The sequence below is a fragment of the Nocardia spongicola genome, from assembly GCF_047200775.1.
Lineage (GTDB): Bacteria > Actinomycetota > Actinomycetes > Mycobacteriales > Mycobacteriaceae > Nocardia.
In genome coordinates, this window is record NZ_JBJZOO010000001.1 from 165,351 (window position 1) to 184,753 (window position 19,403).

Annotated in this window: 20 protein-coding genes and 1 pseudogene; 7 read left to right on the forward strand and 14 right to left on the reverse strand. The window is 63.8% G+C overall.

Annotated elements, in window-relative coordinates:
- Window positions 1-110 precede the first annotated feature (110 nt).
- Entirely contained in the window at window positions 111-1,046 is a 936-nt protein-coding gene (locus ACL02S_RS00750; RefSeq protein ID WP_412800271.1) for an AraC family transcriptional regulator, read from the forward strand.
- Between the two features lie 196 nt (window positions 1,047-1,242).
- Window positions 1,243-2,469, forward strand: a complete 1,227-nt coding sequence (locus tag ACL02S_RS00755; RefSeq protein ID WP_412800272.1) for a serine hydrolase domain-containing protein — start codon at window positions 1,243-1,245, stop codon at window positions 2,467-2,469.
- Between the two features lie 61 nt (window positions 2,470-2,530).
- On the opposite strand, the gene ACL02S_RS00760 is transcribed toward ACL02S_RS00755, so the two are convergent.
- The 3 genes from ACL02S_RS00760 to ACL02S_RS00770 form a co-directional block, all read right to left on the reverse strand.
- Window positions 2,531-3,166 (reverse strand): TetR/AcrR family transcriptional regulator, encoded by a 636-nt coding sequence (locus ACL02S_RS00760; protein ID WP_412800273.1) that lies wholly within the window; start codon window positions 3,164-3,166, stop codon window positions 2,531-2,533.
- Between the two features lie 484 nt (window positions 3,167-3,650).
- Window positions 3,651-3,806, reverse strand: a complete 156-nt coding sequence (locus ACL02S_RS00765) for a hypothetical protein (RefSeq protein WP_412800274.1) — start codon at window positions 3,804-3,806, stop codon at window positions 3,651-3,653.
- Window positions 3,803-3,922, reverse strand: coding sequence for a DUF2510 domain-containing protein (locus ACL02S_RS00770; protein WP_412800275.1), 120 nt, complete (start codon window positions 3,920-3,922; stop codon window positions 3,803-3,805). Before ACL02S_RS00770 ends, ACL02S_RS00765 begins: the two co-directional genes overlap by 4 nt.
- Before the next feature lie 1,070 nt (window positions 3,923-4,992).
- Here ACL02S_RS00770 and ACL02S_RS00775 point away from each other — a divergent pair.
- Both ACL02S_RS00775 and ACL02S_RS00780 read left to right on the forward strand, forming a co-directional pair.
- Complete coding sequence (locus ACL02S_RS00775; protein ID WP_412800276.1) at window positions 4,993-5,940, forward strand: coiled-coil domain-containing protein; 948 nt, start codon at window positions 4,993-4,995, stop codon at window positions 5,938-5,940.
- Window positions 5,941-6,040: 100 nt separating this feature from the next.
- A pseudogene (locus ACL02S_RS00780) lies at window positions 6,041-6,190 on the forward strand (glutamine amidotransferase-related protein); the annotation flags it as partial.
- A 99-nt stretch (window positions 6,191-6,289) separates the two neighbouring features.
- Here ACL02S_RS00780 and ACL02S_RS00785 read toward each other — a convergent pair.
- The 6 genes from ACL02S_RS00785 to ACL02S_RS00810 all read right to left on the reverse strand — a co-directional run bounded on the left by ACL02S_RS00785 (window position 6,290) and on the right by ACL02S_RS00810 (window position 11,213).
- Entirely contained in the window at window positions 6,290-6,760 is a 471-nt protein-coding gene (locus tag ACL02S_RS00785) for an aminoacyl-tRNA deacylase (protein WP_412800277.1), read from the reverse strand.
- A 9-nt stretch (window positions 6,761-6,769) separates the two neighbouring features.
- A complete protein-coding gene (locus tag ACL02S_RS00790) occupies window positions 6,770-7,177 on the reverse strand; it encodes a hotdog family protein (RefSeq protein WP_412800278.1) in 408 nt (135 codons plus the stop codon).
- Complete coding sequence (locus ACL02S_RS00795; RefSeq protein WP_412800279.1) at window positions 7,161-8,081, reverse strand: amidohydrolase family protein; 921 nt, start codon at window positions 8,079-8,081, stop codon at window positions 7,161-7,163. Before ACL02S_RS00795 ends, ACL02S_RS00790 begins: the two co-directional genes overlap by 17 nt.
- A 152-nt stretch (window positions 8,082-8,233) precedes the next feature.
- Complete coding sequence (locus ACL02S_RS00800; protein WP_412800280.1) at window positions 8,234-9,589, reverse strand: TrpB-like pyridoxal phosphate-dependent enzyme; 1,356 nt, start codon at window positions 9,587-9,589, stop codon at window positions 8,234-8,236.
- 15 nt (window positions 9,590-9,604) lie between these two features.
- The gene (locus tag ACL02S_RS00805; protein WP_412800281.1) at window positions 9,605-10,948 is read right to left on the reverse strand and encodes an NAD(P)/FAD-dependent oxidoreductase; all 1,344 of its coding nucleotides are present in this window, start codon (window positions 10,946-10,948) and stop codon (window positions 9,605-9,607) included.
- Entirely contained in the window at window positions 10,941-11,213 is a 273-nt protein-coding gene (locus ACL02S_RS00810; protein WP_412800282.1) for a phosphopantetheine-binding protein, read from the reverse strand. The genes ACL02S_RS00805 and ACL02S_RS00810 overlap by 8 nt, the downstream gene beginning before the upstream one ends.
- A 193-nt stretch (window positions 11,214-11,406) precedes the next feature.
- Between ACL02S_RS00810 and ACL02S_RS00815 the strand changes: the two genes are divergently transcribed.
- Together ACL02S_RS00815 and ACL02S_RS00820 are read left to right on the forward strand one after the other, a co-directional pair.
- Window positions 11,407-12,534 carry an acyl-CoA dehydrogenase family protein gene (locus tag ACL02S_RS00815; protein ID WP_412800283.1) on the forward strand — a complete coding sequence of 376 codons (1,128 nt, stop codon included), beginning with the start codon at window positions 11,407-11,409 and terminating at the stop codon, window positions 12,532-12,534.
- On the forward strand, window positions 12,531-14,021 hold the full coding sequence (locus ACL02S_RS00820) for an amino acid adenylation domain-containing protein (RefSeq protein WP_412800284.1): 1,491 nt from the start codon (window positions 12,531-12,533) through the stop codon (window positions 14,019-14,021). The genes ACL02S_RS00815 and ACL02S_RS00820 overlap by 4 nt, the downstream gene beginning before the upstream one ends.
- Window positions 14,022-14,219: 198 nt before the next feature.
- Here ACL02S_RS00820 and ACL02S_RS00825 read toward each other — a convergent pair whose 3' ends face one another.
- Window positions 14,220-15,116, reverse strand: a complete 897-nt coding sequence (locus ACL02S_RS00825; RefSeq protein ID WP_412800285.1) for a DMT family transporter — start codon at window positions 15,114-15,116, stop codon at window positions 14,220-14,222.
- A 48-nt stretch (window positions 15,117-15,164) separates the two neighbouring features.
- A complete protein-coding gene (locus ACL02S_RS00830; RefSeq protein WP_412800286.1) occupies window positions 15,165-15,899 on the reverse strand; it encodes a response regulator transcription factor in 735 nt (244 codons plus the stop codon).
- Window positions 15,900-17,067: 1,168 nt separating this feature from the next.
- Between ACL02S_RS00830 and ACL02S_RS00835 the strand changes: the two genes are divergently transcribed.
- Window positions 17,068-17,703 carry a LysE family translocator gene (locus tag ACL02S_RS00835; RefSeq protein WP_412800287.1) on the forward strand — a complete coding sequence of 212 codons (636 nt, stop codon included), beginning with the start codon at window positions 17,068-17,070 and terminating at the stop codon, window positions 17,701-17,703.
- A gap of 402 nt (window positions 17,704-18,105) precedes the next feature.
- Here ACL02S_RS00835 and ACL02S_RS00840 read toward each other — a convergent pair whose 3' ends face one another.
- The 3 genes from ACL02S_RS00840 to ACL02S_RS00850 are packed head-to-tail and all read right to left on the reverse strand — an operon-like array spanning window position 18,106 to window position 19,099.
- Window positions 18,106-18,270, reverse strand: a complete 165-nt coding sequence (locus tag ACL02S_RS00840; RefSeq protein WP_412800288.1) for a hypothetical protein — start codon at window positions 18,268-18,270, stop codon at window positions 18,106-18,108.
- Window positions 18,267-18,581 carry a transcriptional regulator gene (locus ACL02S_RS00845; RefSeq protein ID WP_412800289.1) on the reverse strand — a complete coding sequence of 105 codons (315 nt, stop codon included), beginning with the start codon at window positions 18,579-18,581 and terminating at the stop codon, window positions 18,267-18,269. Before ACL02S_RS00845 ends, ACL02S_RS00840 begins: the two co-directional genes overlap by 4 nt.
- Before the next feature lie 56 nt (window positions 18,582-18,637).
- Window positions 18,638-19,099: a hypothetical protein gene (locus ACL02S_RS00850; RefSeq protein WP_412800290.1), complete on the reverse strand. Its 462-nt coding sequence runs from the start codon at window positions 19,097-19,099 to the stop codon at window positions 18,638-18,640.
- Window positions 19,100-19,403 lie beyond the last annotated feature (304 nt).

The window sequence follows — 19,403 nt, forward strand, 5'->3', positions numbered from 1 at the left end:
CAGGTTTTCAGAGGGACATAAAGAACCTATCCGCTCACCACTGCGACACACGATGCCTGAAAAGCTCAACTAGTTGACTGAAACTCTCATCGGATAGATTGTTGGTACTCATGGATCCACTAGCGGACGTACTCGAGGTGACCGGGGCGCGCGGTACTGTCGCCGCCACGGTGTACGCAGGCACGCGCTGGGGCCTGGACATCTACGACATCCCCGGCGCGGCCTTCCATGCCGTCAACTCCGGCACCGCCTGGCTGATGATGGAAGGGCAACCGCCTCGCCAACTCGTTCCCGGCGACGTCGTGCTCCTGCCGACCGGCACACGCCACCGGTTGGCCAGCGATCCACACCAGCCCTGCCGCCCTTTCGACCACGCCGCCGCCCGCGCAGCACTCGCCAACGGCGGCATCCTGCACGCGGGTGCGCAACCGTACCGAACTCGGTTCCTGTGCGCCTCTTACCATCTCGATCCAGCCGCCACCACGCCGCTACTGACACTGCTCCCGGAGTCGATCCTGTCTCCACCCGATCCAACGAGCGCACTCGGGGATCTGGTGCGGCTACTCGGCCACGAGATCCAGCAACCTCGACCAGCCGTCACCGCCGCGCTCAACCGACTGCTCGATCTGATCCTCATCCACATCCTGCGGACTTGGCTGTCATCCGCGGACCCGCATCACACGCCCCCGTCATGGTTGACAGCGTTGCGCGACCCCACCATGACTGCCGCCCTCTCCGCGCTGCACACCGACCCAGCCCGCGCGTGGACTGTCCAGCAACTGGCCGCCCATATCTCCGTCTCGCGCGCCACCCTGGCCCGTCGCTTCACCGCGCTCGTCGGTGACACCCCGAACAACTACCTCACCCGTTGGCGCATGGAACTGGCCGCCCACCGATTACGTACCACCACCGACCCGATCGCACCCATCGCCCACTCGGTCGGCTACACCAGCGAACACGCCTTCAACCGCGCCTTCGCCCGAATCCACGGCCACTCACCCGGCCGCTATCGGGTTCGGCACTCTCTGTCCGAGCAACTGGGTTGACGTCCTCCCCAGCCTGAAGGACCAAGGATTCCTCCCAACGTCTACACGGGACGCTCTCGGTGGGTTCCTGTTTCATAGGGGTCTTCTCTGTGCTCTCGCGCTGCAGGGTGCGATCTCTACATCATGTAGTCTACATATGTAGCCTACAGACGTAGACTATTGATTGCACTTCCCCGCTACTGATCGGAGCACCTTTGTGAATCCCCTGCCCAACCCTTGGACCACGGCTCGTTCGCTGCTTGCCGCGGCAGTGGCCGGATCTGTGTTGACCACCGCCGCTTGCACCACTGAGGACATGGCCGAGGCCATGCCGAGCGCGACGAAATCCGCCCCGGGTGATGCCGCCGAACTGCAGCGCGACGCGGATGCGATCCGCGATGTCGGCGTCACGGGTGTACAAGTCCGGCTGGTGGCCGCTGACGGCGGTAGCACGGTGGTGACCAGCGGTGTCGCCGATATTGTGAGCAAGAGCCAGGTTCCGGCGGACGGGCATTTCCGGATGGCGAGTGCCACGAAGACTTTCACCGCTACCGTGGTACTCCAGCTCGTCGGTGAGGGCAGGCTCGCCCTGGACGACACCGTCGACAAGTGGCTGCCGGGCCTGCTGCGAGACAACGGCAACGACAGCTCGAAAATCACTGTGCGCCAACTGCTCAACCACACCAGCGGAGTGGTGTACGTACCCAGGATCCAGCTGTCCTCGCCGACCGACTACCAGCAGTACGCGAACAGTGCCCCGCCGAGTCCCGAACAGCAGGTGGCCGACGCCGCCGGGCGCAACCCGAACTTCGCTCCTGGAACCGGCTGGAGTTACAGCAACACCGGCTACCTACTACTGGGCATGATCATCGACAAGGTCACCGGTCATCAGTGGTACGAGGAAGTGAACAGCCGAATCATCGAGCCGCTCGACCTCGAAGACACCAGCTACCCCGCAACCGCGATCACCGTACCGATCCCGCACGCCACCGGATACACGCAGTGGTCGACGGGCAGACTGGTCGATACCACCGAGAGCAGGATCGGTGAGCTCGCCGGGGCAGCGGGCGGGTTGATCACCACCACCGCCGACCTCAACACCTTCTTCCTGGCACTGTTCGGCGGCAAACTGCTGCGGCCCGAGCAACTGGCCGAGATGAAGCGGACCGTCGACACCGATCCGGTGATCCGGTCGATCTTCCCCGGCGCGCGCTACGGACTCGGCGTGTTCTCGGTCGAATTGTCCTGTGGTGGTCGGTATTGGATGCACGGCGGCGACATCACCGGCTATAAGACCCGCGACGGGGTCACCGACGATGGCACTCACAGCGTCGTGGTGTCGATGTCGACACTGTTACAGGACACCGAGGATCATCAACTCGCCCAGGAGAAGGCCGCGGCGACACTCATCGATCACGCACTGTGCCGGACTCGCAAGAACTGATTCTTCCCTTGTCGACGTATCACCTTGCAAAAGAAGGGAATTCAGCGACAAGATGGTCCGATCAGCGGAATCCGGCAAGCGTCATCTCCAACCAGCTTTCCAGTACGTCCTGCTGACTGAACACCGGCGCCTGTCCGATCGCCGCCGATAGCGCTGGGTATCGGTCCTGGTTCCCGGCGAGCAGCCGTCGGCCTTGCTCCCAGAACTCGGCGCTGCCCTCCCACCCATCGGGCTGCCTCTGCACTGCCGCGCAGCCGATCAGGAACCGGTTGGCGTTGCCGACCAGCGCCACCGCGGACCGGACCGGCAACCCGGCCTCGGCAAGGGAACTCAGCATCCGATCCATGAACTCCAGGCTCCGTCCGGTCGATACCCCCAGCGTCGGGTCCAGCAGCCCCGGCCGATCGATCACGAACGCCTGGTACAACCCGCGTACGATCTGCTCGAACGCATCCAGCCCATCGCCCTCCGGCACCGGCATCCGCTCGTAGGCATCCTCGACCAACGCCGTCAACAGATCGGCCTTGTTGTCGAAATACCGGTACAGCGCCATCGGATCCACACCGAGCCCGGTCGCCACAGCCCGCATCGTCACCGCCTGAGCCCCCTTCTCCGCGATCACCGCCGACGCCCCTTCGAGAATCATCGGCCTGCTCAAAGTCCCACGCGGTGTCCGCCGCCGAATCCGCTCTGCCAACAATTCCTCCTCGGCCCGGCCGCAATGATCGACAGTTGTCGACTACAACAGTAGACGCCGGATCTGCGGGGCGCTGAACTGGCAACGCAGGTGTCCGAACCAGGCGTAGAAGTACGCGTCGCTGTCCTCTTCGGGCGTTGCCCTGTCACTTGTTGTCGAACGAAGGTTGTGGCGTCATCGGGTCGGCGGCTGAGCGGCTTCCAGTGCAGGGGCGGGACACTCCTGGGCGATTTGTCGTCGCGCTGGAAGGGACTCCACTGAGATACGCTGGCGCCCACGGACAGAGCCTCGAGTGGATCGGGCATCGGGCGGTTCTGTGACATATGGGTGGGGTCCGCTGGTTCGCGCATTCACTGAACACCGGGGTCGATCAGGTCACCCGAGTCACCAGGTTCCCGTCGGTATAAAAGCTCAGGCCAGGGTGGTGGACGCGGTCGACACGGACGCAGCGTTAGCCGCCGGGGTGATGGCGGGCACTCGGTTCTTACTGACCGATGAGCGCCGAATCGCCGAATTCCGCGCACTCACCGCGCCACACGGATCGGTCCTCGACACGGTAATCGACCTGACCGACCAACGTGTTCTCCTCGAATTCCGGTTCACGACCGACCGACACATTCACCGGAATTAACCAGGTCACATCGATCCCGATCCCGGCTCGGGCGGCTGTGTGAACTCTGTCCACCGCTGCCCGTCGAACCATCGCACTATGCCTTGGCTGTCCGGATACCAGCCGGGCGGGGGGAGCGCAGTCATGGGAGGTAGTGCGACGACAACGGGAGGAGGCTGCTTGTCTCCCACGCGGATCAGAGCTCGAATCACCACAATCGTCAACCCGACAGGGACACCGACGACCAACAGGAGGAATCATCGCGCCCGTGAGATGCTCTTCAGGGATCAGGCTTATGAGGAAGAGGCCAGTAACGCTGATGAGCAATGCTTCGACAGCGCCGATCCGACGACCCCGACCGATATTGATCTGACGACCCTGCCCCAGTGGATTCGACTGCTCGGGCACCTGTTGTGGTTCGGGTGGCGGTGGTTGCTGCACGGTTTCCCCCTGCTGGTCTTGTCGATTTGTTGGTCGATCGCGGGTGATACACGGTGGCGGCGGGGTTCAGAGTATCGGCGGAACGTGAGTGCGTGCAGGGGTTCTGTATCCACTGATGATCCGCCGATCCGGCTGACCCCCTGCGACTCGAGCGGTGAATTCGACCTGGCTGTGCTCGTGATGTACGGGTGAACGGATCGCCGAATTTTGCACGCTTACCTCGCCGTACGGCATGGATCCGGATGCGGTGACCGCCTCGACCGATCAACGCTGTTTCCCGCTTTCCGTCTCGCTGTTGACTCGAACGCGTTCTTGTCGTAGCTCGGCCGCGCTTCTCCCGTCACTCTGGCTATCCGTCAGATCTGGGGTGCCCAGTTTTCGACGGCCCTTCCTGTAATTACGTTTCGTAATGCAAACGCTACGAAACGTAATGATCGTGAATGGATCGGACTGGAATGGTGACCACCCTGACCGCCGATAAGGTTCACTTATCGGCGGTCAGCGGCTGAGGCGACAAAACCCGCTCATCGGCGACAGTCTCGATTTCGTTTCGCATTGATTCGTTTGTTTCACACGTATCCAACGCTACGATTCTGGAGTGTCGAATGTGTGTAACTATCCGGGCTGTTCACGGCTCATCAAACGGGACGGCGGTCCTGGCCGGCCATCGGAGTACTGCGACCTTCCGGATCACACGAGGTGGCGGGCGTGGCGGGAGCGGCAACGGCTGCAGCAGGAAGCTCAGGGCACGGAAGGGCCGACGGATACCGTCACTGTGACGCAACAGCGGCCGGTGACAGCAGCCCGATTACGGGCCGATGAGTTGCTGACTCAGTTCCGTGGGCTTGCCGAACAGGTGAGTGCTACGGTGCATGCCGCTGTTGCGGAAATGTCCACATTGGCTGATCCATCGGTTGCCGAGGCGCAGGTCCAAGCGGTGCAGGCGGATGCGGCTCGTCGGGTGGCCGAGGCGGAGGGGGCCGCGGTAGCTGCTGAGCAAGCCCGCAGGGAAGCGTACGAGGCGAGAGTTCTCGCCGAGTCGGCAGCCGACGACGCGGCGAATGTCGCCGAACAAGCGGAGGGGCTGATCGCGGAGGCGCACTCGGCACGCGATGACGCCCTTCGTGAAGTCGAACGTGTCACCACACAGGCGGCCGATGAGGTGTTCGCCGCGCGTAGCGCCGCCGAAGACGAGATTCGCACTGTGCGACGGGAGACCGACGCCGAAATCGAACGTGCCGCGCAGGATGCCGCTGAGCAGATCCAGCAGGCGCAACACCGTGCCGACACCGAGATCGAACGTACGCGCCGTGCGGCGGCCGCACAGGTCGACGCGGCACACTCTGAACGCGATCTCGCTGTGCAGCGGGTAGCCGACGCTGAACGCGCGACCGAGCGCGCCGAACAGCTCAGCGCCGAACGAGCCGAGGCAGTTGAGGAGGCACGGGCCGAAGTGCGCAGGGTGCGTGCCGAACTCGATGCTGTTCGTGCCGAGCTCGCCGAAACTCGCCGTGCCGCTGCTGACGAGCTCGCCGCGGTCCGTGCCGAGGCGGCCGCGGCTGTCGACAAGGTTCGTGCCGAGACTGCTCAGCACCTCGCGGCAGTCGATGAAGCGCGGACACAAACCCTTGCCCGTGCCGAACGTGCCGAAGCTCAACTCGATGAACTCCTCGCCGAAACGCGGCGCAAGCCACCTCGTACCGAGACGACCCAGGAATCCTGAAGCCGGACCGAGTACTAAAGCAGCTTAGTGCTCGGATTGTTTCGCCTACTGTTGCCGGGCGTACGTCAGGAGTGTTCGAAGTGACTGCGACACCGGGAACCAGGAGGTGTACGCGCTGCGTGGGCCCGGCTTCGCCTCCGTGCAGTTCCATCCCGAGTCGGTTCTGACCACCGATGGGATCGAGATCCTGCAACAGCTCGTCCATCATGCACTCGGCGCCGACGAAACCCGCACCACCGCAACCCGATAAGCAGTGGCGCGATTCCCTGACCGGGCGGCGCCTGCCGGCTTGCCTGAGCGGTGCTCCCGGGTCACCGGATATCGGTACCACCGAGCTGAACGTGCGCAGTCAGCCGACCGCGATCGCTGCGAAGGCCGGGTCGACGACGCGGATGAGTTCGTCGACGGCGATGGCGATTGTGCGGTCGGCGCGGCCGCTGCCGCAGTATACCTGGGTCATGGAGGTAACCGCGGAATCGAAAACGACAGTGGTGTCCGCCGTGGAGGTCAATGGGCTCACCCCACCGACCTCCATCTGCAGTTCGGCCAGGTCCTCGGCGTCAGCGGGACGCAGTCGTGAACGCGAGGTAGCCAAGTGCTTGGCCAAGGCGCCGTACGCCACTTTGGACAGAATGGGGAGCGAAGCCAGAGCGAACCCGGTCTCGGTTCGGAACGCCATCGTTTTCAGCAGACATTCGGCAGGAAGGTCGAGGTTGTTGCGAATGTCGTCGTAGGTGCGGATAGGAGGATGGTCGAATACCTCGAACGAGGCGCCTGCTTTGTGCAGGATTGCTTCCGGCGTAGCGTCGGTTGCGGTCATGGGGCAACCCTAACGTCTGTAGATCAACCCGTAGAACACGATGCTCATGACCGGCCGGTCCGAAATATCGGTCAACTGACCGTATTGGCGCACGATCCCACAGGCCGGCTTTGACAGCGATGCCGAGATCTCACCGATGGTGACTGCACCCGCCAGTACATCACCCGGGCGGACCGGTAGCAGCCATCGCAGCTCATCGAGTCCAGGGGAGACGTCGGACGCGGTGCTGGACAGGAATCGGTCGACATAGAGTCGCATGAACAGCGAGGCGACATGCCATCCACTGACGATCTCGCCGTCGAGATGGATCGCTTGCGGATCGTAGTGCCGCGCGAACTCGATCGACTGCTCACCGCTGACAGTGACCGTACCGAGGTCGTAGCGATCCCCTCCGCGCAGGTCATGGAGATACCGCACGATGCTCCCCCCATCGAGTGAATAGCTGTTGCGCAGCATCCGGATTCGACGGCCGAATCTGATTCTGAGCCAACCTCTCGGCGTTGATGAACGGAAAATCAGTGCCGAACAGGATGTGATCGTCGGTAGTGACTTCCTTCAGACAGGCCAGTGTCGGCGCCGATATCGACTGTGCGACTTCGTAGTACAAGCTGCCGATCTGCTCCCGGATCTCCGCGGCGGTGACACTGTGTCCGCCCGGGAAATTCCACGCACTCGCCAGCTCGAGCCGGGCTCTCAGATACGGGATCGCCCCGCCGGCATGAGCGACGATCAAAGTCATTCCGGGATAGCGGCCCAAGGTCCCCCGGAAGATCAAGTCCGCGACGGTGCGGGTGGTGTCCATGACGAAGTCGACGACCACCGGCGGGACCGCCGAGGACATGCACCCGCACGTAGAACCAGGAGTCGGATGCAGAAACGCTGTGACTCGCCGATCGTGCAGGGTCGCGAACACTGGCTCGAACGCCGGGTCCGCGATCGATCGACCGGCAGCCACGGTTGGCAACACCACACCGTCGAGGCCCAATTCGTCCAGGCCGTAGGCGATCTCGCGGACAGCGGCGTCCGGGTCGTGCCAGGGCAGCGAACACAAACCGCCGAACCGGCGAGGATGGTCGCGGATCAGTTCCGCAGTCCACTCGTTTACTGCCCGGTCGAGCCCCGGCACCGCTGCTGCGGCTGCGGGCAGGATTACCGAGGTCACCGCGTGCTCGATGCCGATGGCGTCGAGCATCGCGAGCGAGTCTTGCGGTGACCAGCGTGGTAACGGCACTCCCGGAGCCATCTCGGTCACCCCCAGCGTTCGCAGCCGTGATGTCAACTGCGGGAAATAGCAGTGGTGGTGGGTGTCGATAAGGCTCATCGAACTCGGGTCCTTCCTGTGGGAGGTGAGTACTGCGAGCCCGGCAGGTTTGGGACGGCAGCACCCTCGGTGACCCGGCCCGGCTTGCATAGTGCTTGCGCTCCGGGCGCGGAAGATCGTGGCGAATGATCTACCCGCGCCCGGTGGCACCGTCACAACGGCACGCGTGGGAGTTCTGCGAGAGCGCGTTCGATTTCCTCCGCGTTGGTGTCGAAGTCCTCGAGTTCGCCGGCGAGGAAGGCATCGAATGCGGCGAGGTCGAAATGGCCGTGCCCGGACAGACCGAACAGGATGACCTGCGGGGTACCGGATTCTCGGGCCGCCAGCGCCTCCTCGACCGCGCCGCGCAGCGCGTGCGAGGATTCGGGTGCCATCACAAACCCTTCGCTGCGAGCGAAGCGGATCGCTTCAGCGAATACCTCGTTCTGTTGATATGCGCGGGCTTCGACGTAGCCCTGATCGTGCAACAGACATAGCGTCGGTGCGTCTCCGTGGAAGCGCAGCCCGCCGGCATGGATCGGCGCGGGCACGAATCCGTGTCCCACGGTGCGCATTGGTAGCAGCGGACCCAGTTTTGCGGTGTCGGGGTAGTCGTAGCCGTAGGTGCCTCGAGTGAGAGTCGGGCAGGCAGCCGGCTCGGCGGCGACGAAACGGGTGGGCCGGGCGCCGCTGAGCCGGTCGGGCATGAATGGGAAGGTCAGTCCGGCGAAGTTGGAACCGCCACCGACACAGCCCACCACAACGTCGGGGTAGTCGTCGACGAGTTCGAGCTGCTTGCGGGCTTCGAGGCCGATCACGGTCTGATGCAGGACGACATGGTTCATCGCTGAGCCGAGCGCGAAGTTGGTGTCCTCGCGTGCGAGTGCGTCCTCGATCGCCTCGGAGATCGCGATACCCAGGCTGCCAGGGGATTCGGGGTTCTCGGCGAGGATCTTGCGTCCGGCGTCGGTCAACGAGGTCGGCGAGGGATGCACCTCGGCGCCCCATGTCTGCATCAACAACCGCCGGTAGGGCTTCGCTTCGTAGGAGGTTTTGACCATGTAGACCACCACGTCGAGGCCGAACAGTGAGCCGGCGAACGACAATGCCGAGCCCCACTGTCCGGCACCGGTTTCGGTGGTCAGGCGCCGAATGCCCTCCTCGGCGTTGTAGAACGCCTGCGGGATTGCGGTGTTGGGTTTGTGCGAGCCTGCCGGTGAGACGCCTTCGTACTTGAAGTAGATGCGTGCCGGGGTGTCCAGGGCACGCTCGAGACGGTCGGCGCGGTAGAGCGGGGATGGGCGCCACATGCGGTAGAGATCGCGGACCGGGTCGGGGATGTCGATCCAGCGCTGCGAGGAGAATTCCTGGTCGATGATCGCCTGCGGCAGCATCGGGGCCAGATCCTCGGGTTTGAGCGGCTGCAGTGTTTCCGGGTGAAGGTATGGCGCGAGCGGAGTCGGCAGGTCGGGCAGAACGTTGTACCACTGCTGTGGCATCTGGTCCTCGGTAAGCAGAATCTTCTTCATCGCATCACTTCCTGCTCAGAACTGGGGCGCTGCGCTGGGGGCGCGCAGGGTGCCCAGGTGGGGGTGCCACAGGTGGTCAGGGTTCTCCTCGACCGTGCGTGTGATCTCACGCATCGCGGTCAGCGCCGCCGGCTCGCCGTCGTCGTAGACATCGCCCTGCAGCATCTCGAGCACGTCGGTGCGGTAGCGGGGGTCGGCGACGAAGGCGGTAAACAAGATGTTGAGCCGGTAGTAGATGGAGATGAACTCGTACCAGTTGCGGACCGCGCGGCGCAGTTTGGTCTCATACGGCGAGAAGGCGGCCTTGGTGAACCCCCCGTTCTCGGCGGCGGCGATGATGTCGTAGGAGGCGATGCGGGCGCTGTTCATCGCGACACTCACCCCGCTGGAGAAGATGGGGTCGACGAAGCGGGCCGCGTCTCCGATCATCATCCAGCCGTCACCGCAGATCTCGCTCATGGCATAGCTGTAGTCGCCTTCGGCTTTGAAGGGGCGTACCTGCTCACTGCGCCGCAGGGCTGCGGCCAGGTCGGGTCGGCTGTCAACTGCCTGCCAGAAGAAGCCTTCCAGGTCCTGCCGGGCTGCGTTGAAGTGCTTTTTCTGGGTCACCACGCCGATACTGGTGATGGTGTCGGTGATCGGGATCTGCCAGACCCAGGTGTCGGTGATCGGCAGGAAATGGATGAAGATGAAGTCGGCTCGGCGGCCGTCGACGGCAAGCGCGGACCGGTCGAGATCTTCGAACCAGGCGTGCACAGCGTACTGGTCGAACACCGGGTCGGGGACCTTGACCTTGAGCTGACGCCCGAGCAGGGTGTGCCGTCCGCTGGCATCGACGACCATCCCGACACGTAGCTGTGAGCTGCGTCGGCCCATCGCGAAGTTGATGATTGGTTGTGGCTGGTCGAGGTCGACGTGTCGCACGCGCACGCCCTCGTAGACCGCGGTCCCCAGGGAATGGCAGTGTTGCAGTAGCATCAGGTCGAACTTGCCGCGATCGACGTGGTAGGTGTACTCCTGGTCGACTCCGGCCTGGTCACGTTCTTTGAATTCCACCTCGGCGGCGCGGAATCCGTGCGAAAGCTGAAACCCCATGTCGGCGATATCAGCTGCGGCCGCGGAGGTCCACGCGGCACCGTACTTGCGGGGAAAGTTCTCCTGCTCCATCTTGTTGAGCGCACCGATGTCGGCCAGCACAGGTGTGGTGGCCGGGATAAGTGATTCTCCGACGTGGGGCCGGGGGAAGAGCTCGCTTTCCAAGACCACGCACGACAGGCCTGCCTGGGCGAGGTAGGAGGCGATTGTCGAGCCTGCCGGGCCTCCGCCGATGATGCCGATATCGAAGTCGACGTCAGACACGGGAATCCCCCTTCTGCAGTTCCAACCGGGTTATCAAAGCGCCGATCGCGGTGAGATCGGCGAAGTTCTCGGCGAGCATCTCGTCGACGGGAACGTCGACGCCGAACTTTTCGTGGATGAATGACACCAGTCGCATCGTCGACAGCGAGGTGAGGATTCCGAGCTTGAGAAGCTGGGTGCTCTCTTCGAGAGCGAACTCGGGGTCGTGCAGTATTCGAGATTGGATGAACTCCTGGACAGTGCGGATGATCTCAGGATCGGCCATAGGTGAAACTCCCCTGAATAGTGTCGGTACGCCGACCAACACTAGGAGCATCGGCCCGGCGTCGTCGTCAGTAGAACGGCTACCGCCGCTCGAGCTCGTATCCTCCGAAATATGTAGCACCCGTTCGTATTACGGTTCTAGTGTCCGTCGGTCGAAGGTGGCTACCGTGCGACCGCGAACCTACTGTCGTGCCATGCAGCTGGATCAGTATTCGGGGCACGCCACCCTCTTGGAGGCGATCACCGCCCAAGGTGAACACATGGCCGACACGACCGCGGACTTCTTCACCCCGGAGGAGTGGGAGCAGTGCGCCAGGCTGGGTCTTACCGGGCTCAGTGTCGCGGAGAAGTACGGCGGCCGCGGTTTCGGCTTCACCGAGACCAGCGAGCTCATACGAGCGTTCGGTCGCCAGTGCCCGGACATGGGACTGGTGTTCTCGGTGGCGGCACACCTATTCGCATGCGCGATGCCGCTATACGAACACGGATCGTCGGCCCTTCGTGAACAGATTCTGCCAGGGTTGGCGAACGGGCGCCTGGTCGGGGCCAACGCGATCACCGAAGACGAGGCTGGAAGCGACGTCGCGGCTCTGACTACTACCGCCGAGCGAGTGGCCGGCGGCTACCTACTGACCGGGCACAAGTCCTTCGTCAGCAATGCGCCAGCGGCCGACATCTTCCTCGTCTACGCCAGCACCGACCCCGATTGCCGGCATCTTGGCATCAGTGCCTTCGTCGTCGATCGCCACAGTCAGGGGCTGACCATCGGGGCGCCGCTGAGCAAAGCCGGGCTGCAGCGATGCCCCGCCTCCTGGGTGCGATTCGACCGCTGCTTCGTCCCTTCCGAACGACTGCTGGGCAGCCCCGGACAGGGCATGGCGATCTTCCAGTCCTCCATGCGCTGGGAGAGAACCTGCCTGTTCGCCGCCTACCTCGGGCAGTCCGAGCGGCTGCTGCATCGGTGTGTCGACCACGCGCGCCGTCGCGAACAGTTCGGCCGCCCGATAGGCGACAACCAAGCGATCTCGCACCGTCTGGCCCGGATGAGGCTGCGCACCGAAGCCGCACGACTACTGCTGCAACAGGCCTGCCGCGCACTCGACGAGGGATACCGAGCCACCAGCGAGATCGCCATGGCCAAGCTGGCGGTCAGTGAGAACGCCGTGCAGACCGCGCTGGAAGCGCTGCAACTGTTCGGCGGCTCGGGGATCCTCGCCGGCACAGGAATCGAGCAGGCGTTGCGCGATGCACTGCCCTGCACGACCTTTTCCGGAACCTCTGAGATGCAGCTGGAACAGATCGCCGTGGAGCTGGGGCTATGACACTGCAGCACCTGGTGAGCGATCACGCCGCTCGTACTCCGCAGGCCCTAGCCGTTGCCGGGCCCGACGGTGAGCTGACATACCGTGAACTCCACACCCGCGCTGAGCATTACGCTGCCCGGTTGCACGCGCTCGGTGTCCGCCGCGGTGATCGGGTCGCACTGTGGATGGTCAAGAGCACGGAGACCGTCGCGCTGATGCAAGGCGTACTCCGTTCAGGTGCAGCGTATGTGCCCCTGGATCCGACCGGCCCACTCGAACGCGCCCGAATAGTGATCGCCGACTGCCGACCCCGCCTCGTTCTCACCGATGCCGCGCACGCGACGATGTTGACTAACACCGAACTGGACGTTCCGGTGCGCACTGCCGAATCCCTCGCTGCCGTCGCACCTGACGCATTGGTGCCCTGGGCCGGTCGCGATGAGGGGCGCGAAGTCCGGGTCGAGCCCGAACTCGACGACCTGGCTTATATTCTCTACACCTCCGGCTCCACTGGTACTCCCAAAGGGGTGTGCCTGTCGCACCGCAACGCGTTGGCATTCATCGACTGGGCGGCGGCAGAACTGGCCGCAACCGAGCAGGATCGATTCTCGAATCACGCCCCCTTCCATTTCGACCTGTCGGTGCTCGATCTCTACGTCGCCTTCGCCACCGGGGCCTCGGTGCATCTGATCAGCGAAGGCGCCGCCTACTCGGCCCCGGCACTGGTAAGATTCCTGTCCGAGCGTCGGATCACTGTCTGGTACTCAGTGCCCTCGGCGCTGGTACTGATGGCCCAGTATGGCGGACTGCTCACCACCCGCCCGGAGCACCTACGGGCCGTGCTGTTCGCAGGTGAACCATATCCCCTGCCGCACGCGCGGGCCCTGCGCGCACATCTGCCTCTGGTCCGGATGCTGAACCTCTACGGTCCCACCGAGACAAACGTCTGCCTGTTCCATGAGGTCGGCGCCGTGGGCACCCAACCTCTTCCCATCGGTGTTCCCTGCTCGGGCGACAAGGTCTCTGTCGTGTGCCCGGACGGCACCCTCGCCGAACCCGGTGAGGTCGGCGAACTCGTCGTCGAGGGGCCATCGGTGATGCTCGGATACTGGGGGCGCAGACCACTGGCGGGCAAGCCATACGCCACCGGTGATCTGGTCGTGCATCGCGATGGCGTGTACCACTACCGGGGACGCAAGGATTCGATGGTAAAAATCCGCGGACACCGGGTCGAACTCGGCGAAATCGATACTGTCCTGCATACCTGCCCGGGTATCGCCGCCGCCGCTGCCATCGTCGCCGGCGCCGGCCTGCAAGCAAGGCTCATCGCCTTCGTCGTCGCCGACACCGCACCTGGACCGACCCTGCTCGAGATCAAGACACATTGCGCCCGGCACCTGCCGCCCTACATGATCATCGACGAGGTGCGGGCGCTCGACAGCCTACCCCGCACGAGTACCGGCAAGACCGACCGTCGCCGACTCGGCGAGATGGTGCAGCCGTGACCGCTACGTCGCCGGGGCTCTGGCCCAAGCCTCCCTCGCCGGAACGTTTTTCGGCGGGGCGCTGTTGGCGATATGGCTCTACCCCGGATGGTCGGGACCGCACGCCAGTCCTATTGTTTTCCAGCTGTTCCTGGGCTGTGCGCTGTCGATCACCGCCGTCAGGTGAAAACCGTGACACCTCGCTCACCGTGCCGTGGTTCAGCCTGTTGTGACGGCTTGTGTTCGGGCGGTCCGCCTAGTCGGCCACATCCCCACCAGCAGACCCGCCACAACCACCGCGATGCCGCCGATCTCGGCGAGCCCGGGATCGCCGGTCCCGAGCAGCATCGACGACGCCAACGCACCGACCGGGATGAACCCGGAGAACAAGCCTGCCTTCTCCGCACCCAGCTTGGGCAGCGAGGAGTACCAGCAGAAGAACGCGAAGGCTGTCACCACCGTCGCCAAGTACAGCAGCGCCCCCGCTTCGGCCATGGTCGGAACCCGCAGACTGGCCCTGCCCTGGACGAGTAGCCCCGTGACCAACAACAGCGGAACTGCGGCCACCGCCGAATACGTCGATACCCGGACCGCGCCCAAACGGGGCAGCAATGGGACCGCCAACAATGAGAATGCTGCTTCACACACCAGCGCCCCCACAGCCAGCCCCAAGCCCAGCGCCGACGTCCGGCCCAGCCCTGCCAGCAATACTGCGCCCGCAGTGACGATCACAGCGGCGAAAACCAGACGTGCTCGGGGCGGCTGCCGCTGCATCAGCGGGGTGCTCAAGGCAAGCAGGACCGGCACTGCGGCAACGATTGTGCCCACCATGGCCGGATCGGCGTGCCGGGTCGCCTCGACGATGAAAATGTTGAAGGCGGCAAGGCCGGTCCCGGCCAGCGCGACGATCAACAGCACATCCCGCGCACTCAGACGTAAGTGGGGCAGCCGAGCAGCGCTCATGATCACCAGGAGAGCGATCGCACCTCCGGCGTAACGCAGCGCCTGGCCACCATAGACTGGGTAATGGTGTAGCAGCGGCGCCACCGCCGCCGAGGTTCCCACACAGAACGTAGCCGTGGCCGCGGCGATGATCCCGGTCGACTCCGTCGTCACTCTGTTTCCTCCTCCATCAGCACTACGGTGCTCGGCCGAAATCCTGACTCAAATGCCTGAGATGTGCCTGCCCCGGCGCGGACCCGCCGCCCGGTCGTAGCGTTGCGGCAGTTCGCTGATGTTGTCGCCTACCTTGACCAGCCCCAGCTCGTAGGCGTAAATCACCACACTGACCCGATTCTTCACGCCCAGTTTCATCAGCAGATTCTGCACGTGCGATTTCACCGTGCTCTCCCGCAAACGCATACGCAGAGAGATATCGGTATTGGAGTACCCTTTCGCCAACAGGCGCAGCACATCTCGCTCCCTGTCGGTTATCGTCGTCGGGGTCGAATCGGGCTCGGCCGGTACCGAGTGATCGTGTGTCGGACCAGTGCTCGGATAGAACGTGTAGCCGCCGGCGAGCATCCGAATGGCCGAGACCACCTCCTGCGGATGAGCCCGAGACAACACCATCCCCCCTGCCTGCCCCGGCGCGGACCCGCCGCCGATCGGGTTGCTGTGAGCTGTGGTGGTCTCGACCATGCCAAGATACCGGCAGTTCGATACGCCGACAGGGGAATTGATCAGCGCACGGATCGCATGCTGGGGATCGGGCTGGTCATCGGTCGATCCGACCACGACAACGGCAGGCTCGAGTTCGGCGATCTGACGTACCGCTGTCCGGCACGAGCCCGCCTCCCCGGCCACCGCCAACCCATGGGCGGCCTCGAGTGCCTTCTTCAATCCGATGCGCATCAGTTCCCGGTTGTCGAGGAGTAGTACGCCCGTTGTATGGTCCACACCTCACCTCTCCATGAATATCTCCAGGAGTGGCGGTCACCGCAGGGCATTTGTGCAGCGTCGGACAATTCCCTGAATGTATCCATAGATCCGCCCCTGGCAGAGCGGACACCTCGCCGGCCAGCGAAGCGCTACTGCACTGGGGCGAGCAAGTTTTCGGATTTTGTCACGCACAGATCGACAACGGAATATGCATCTAACGGCACATTGGATCCCCCTTCATCGAGCACGATCAAACGCCAATTCGAAAGACCTACCCATTGGGTCGACAACCGCAGCCGATCGGCGATCCTTTCCGAAGCGTACGACTCTCCGCAACGGCCCGCCACACCGAAATAGAGGCATTTCTGGCCAGTTCGGAACGTCTGCGCCTCGATACACGGGCAGTGGCCCACTCGCCGACAACGGTGCTCGCAGGTAACTGCCGGGTCAGTTGGCGACTACAGCGCTGGTAGCAATGCGCCGAATGGCACCTACTTGCGCTTGCTGCGCCGCGTAGGTCGGACGCTTGGCCGCCGAACCTTCTGGGCCATACCGGTGTGTCCAAGGACACAACCACTGCACTCTCGTGTGTGAAAAACTCAGAGCTGCAATGTCATTCACGATCCGCGCGCTGCTCTACCCGTCTGCTCGTGAGCGGTGTGCTACCCGCCGCTGCGGTGAGCTGCTGGGCCGGTGGTCTGCGCTGAGTCGGCTGCTCATCGGCGACATCGCTCGCGGCCGCACGCCGATCCGGTCACGGACCCGGAGACCGAATGACCAACCGTGTCGATACACCCGTGCAGCGTATGCTGCCGATCTTCGGAACGTTCGCGTTCTTCGACTGGTGCAACACCCTGTCCGCAGCCCAGTTCCGGGACTCGATCCTCGGTAACCAACGCCACCCTCTCGCAGGCCCGCCCAAGCCGCTCGGGAAGACCTGTTCCGGGGCCGCAAGGAATTCATCGGCGCCTGGATGAGTGGGCCGGTCACCGACGAGCAGGTCATCGATACCTTGAAACCGGTTCATTGTCGATCAGCTCATCCTGATCAAGAACGAAAGCTACATCGCACCGATCCTGTCGGGGTTCCAGGAGTTCTGGATCAGTTGTCGGAAGCGGTGATCAGCTCCCTGCCTCGCCGTTATTTTCGGTACTGAGTGTGGTCGGCAGCAGTTACGCTCCGACAGGTGTTCCCACTTTCACATGCCGTGGCTTTCGCCGTCGCAGCCTTGATCATCATCGTCATTCCGGGCCCCAACGTGTTGTTCGCCATCGGCCGAGCGTTGACTCTGGGACGCCGGTCCGCGGTCCTCTCGGTCGCAGGCACCGTCGCCGGATCGTTCGTACCTTTGGTCGCTGTGTCATTCGGCCTTGGGGCGGTATTACTGGCTTCATCGCTGTTGTTCCTGATCGTGAAAGTTGCCGGAGCCGCGTATCTGATCTACTTGGGCATCGCGACGATCCGGCAGCGGAAGAAGCTGGTGGAGGCCTTGCGATCGAAAGTCCCTAGCGGCAGCGGAGTCCGCGTGTTCAGGCAGGGATTCATCGTCGGTGCTACCAATCCGAAGACGATCGTGTTCTTCGGTGCGGTCCTTCCGCAATTCGCAGTACCGACGCAGGGAGCCCTGCCCGTGCAGTTGCTGATCCTGGGCGCGATCTTCCTTGCCATCCAAGCGCTTTCGGACGGTAGTTGGGCGCTGCTGGCAGCAACGGCGCGGTCGTGGTTCGTTCGTTCTCCACGTCGCCTCGAAACTGTGGGCAGCACCGGCGGGTTGATGATTATCGGAGTCGGTGCGGGGATGGTGCTGACCGGCGCCGACTAACCGTGGCCGACGAACTGTCCCCAGGGGCGACGAAGCTCGGCATCCGTGGAACAGTTGCCATGGGGCGGGGATGCGCCTTTTCATCGTTTGCCGGATCGCCGGCTGGATGAGGCGGACCCCGCGGCCAGGGTGCCCGTATCGGCGGGGTTCATCGAGAGGTCCTGCGCCGGATACGACCTCACCAGACGACCTATAGCAGTCGGTTTCTCCAATGGGGCGATCATGGCCGCAGCCCTGTTGACGACCCGTCCTGGCCTGCTGGCGGGGGCGATCCTGTTCCGGCCACTATCCCCGTTCACTCACGATCACCGTTACCTTCTGGACGGTACGCCAGTGCTGATAATCGACGGTGCGAAAGACAGTCGCAGATCATCCGGGGATGGTCTGCGACTGGTCGAACGGCTATGTCGTGCTGGAGTATCGGTGACCCATCATGTATTGCCGGTTGGCCATTCGATCACTGTCGAGGACGGAGAGATCGCACGGGAATGGCTCCGAGTGCTCGAGCGCATCCACGTCGTCGTACCGCTTGGAGACGTCCGCGATGTCGCGGATCGTGGCGGTCATCTCGAATCTCTCCTCGGTACCGCGTGGGGTGTCTGGTGCTGCGTTGTCGCTGATGGGTCGGACGATGCTGCTGGGTTGGCGGTCGAGATGATCTCCGTCAGGGCGGCGGCATGTGCCTCGAACGCCTCCCGCCCGAGGGCGCTCAACTGCAGGTGGGTGTGGCGGACCCGGCCGTTGCTGGTCTTGCGGATGGTGACGAACCCGGCGTTCTCCAGGTGGGAGACATGTTTGGAGAGCACCGAGTCGCTGATGCCGATGCTGTCGCGGACGAAGCCGAACTCCGCCCAATCGGCCGCGGCCAGAATGGCCATGATGGACAACCGGGGCTGTCGATGGATTATCTCATTGAACCTGGGGGCCACCATGGTCACGACGGCCTAGCGGTCAGCGAGACCCGGATGACCCGCCGCAGCCAGGGGGTCGAGGCGACGAAGAGCAACACCATCGCCGCACCGGCGATAGTGTGCGGGTGCGCTACATCGGCCGAGCGCAGACCGATCGCGGCCACCAGGTAGACCCCAAGTGCCGCGAGCGCGACGGTGGCCTGCGCGTTGCGGACCGGACCGGCTTGACCGAACCGGTACGGCTGGACGCGCTGCGAACTCTTGGCCGCGGCGGTGATCAGCACCAGCGCGGTGAGACCGGCCACCATCAGCAGGATCATGTTCTCGTAGTCCGCGGCGGCGACCACGAGCCAGGTCGCTGCGGCGCTGCCGAGCACGTACGACCATGGCATCGGCTGCCGCGCGGCCTCGGCGGTCACCTGATCGCGCCGGTTGGCGATATCGCGCATCGCCTGGTCGGCGCCGCTCACATCCGGCTGCCCCATGCTGTGCCTCCCCTTATCGGTTCCGGGCGGGATGCCCGGAACAACGACTTGTCGATATGGAAAGTAGCAGACGGCTTTCCATATCGGCAAGTTGTCTGGGAAGGTTGGGTAACCGAGTTGAGCGGCCCCGCCGCGTTATCGGGCGGCGTCGACGATGTGCCGGGCTGCCACAGATCAGCGTTCTGCTTGTCCAGCACAGCGAGGAACGTGGTCTGGGTCAGGTCGAGGCAGTTCTCCTCGTACCTAGTTCGGGGCCGTTCGGCGCCTCGCGCGGATTCCGGCCCAGCCGATCCAGGGTGTATGG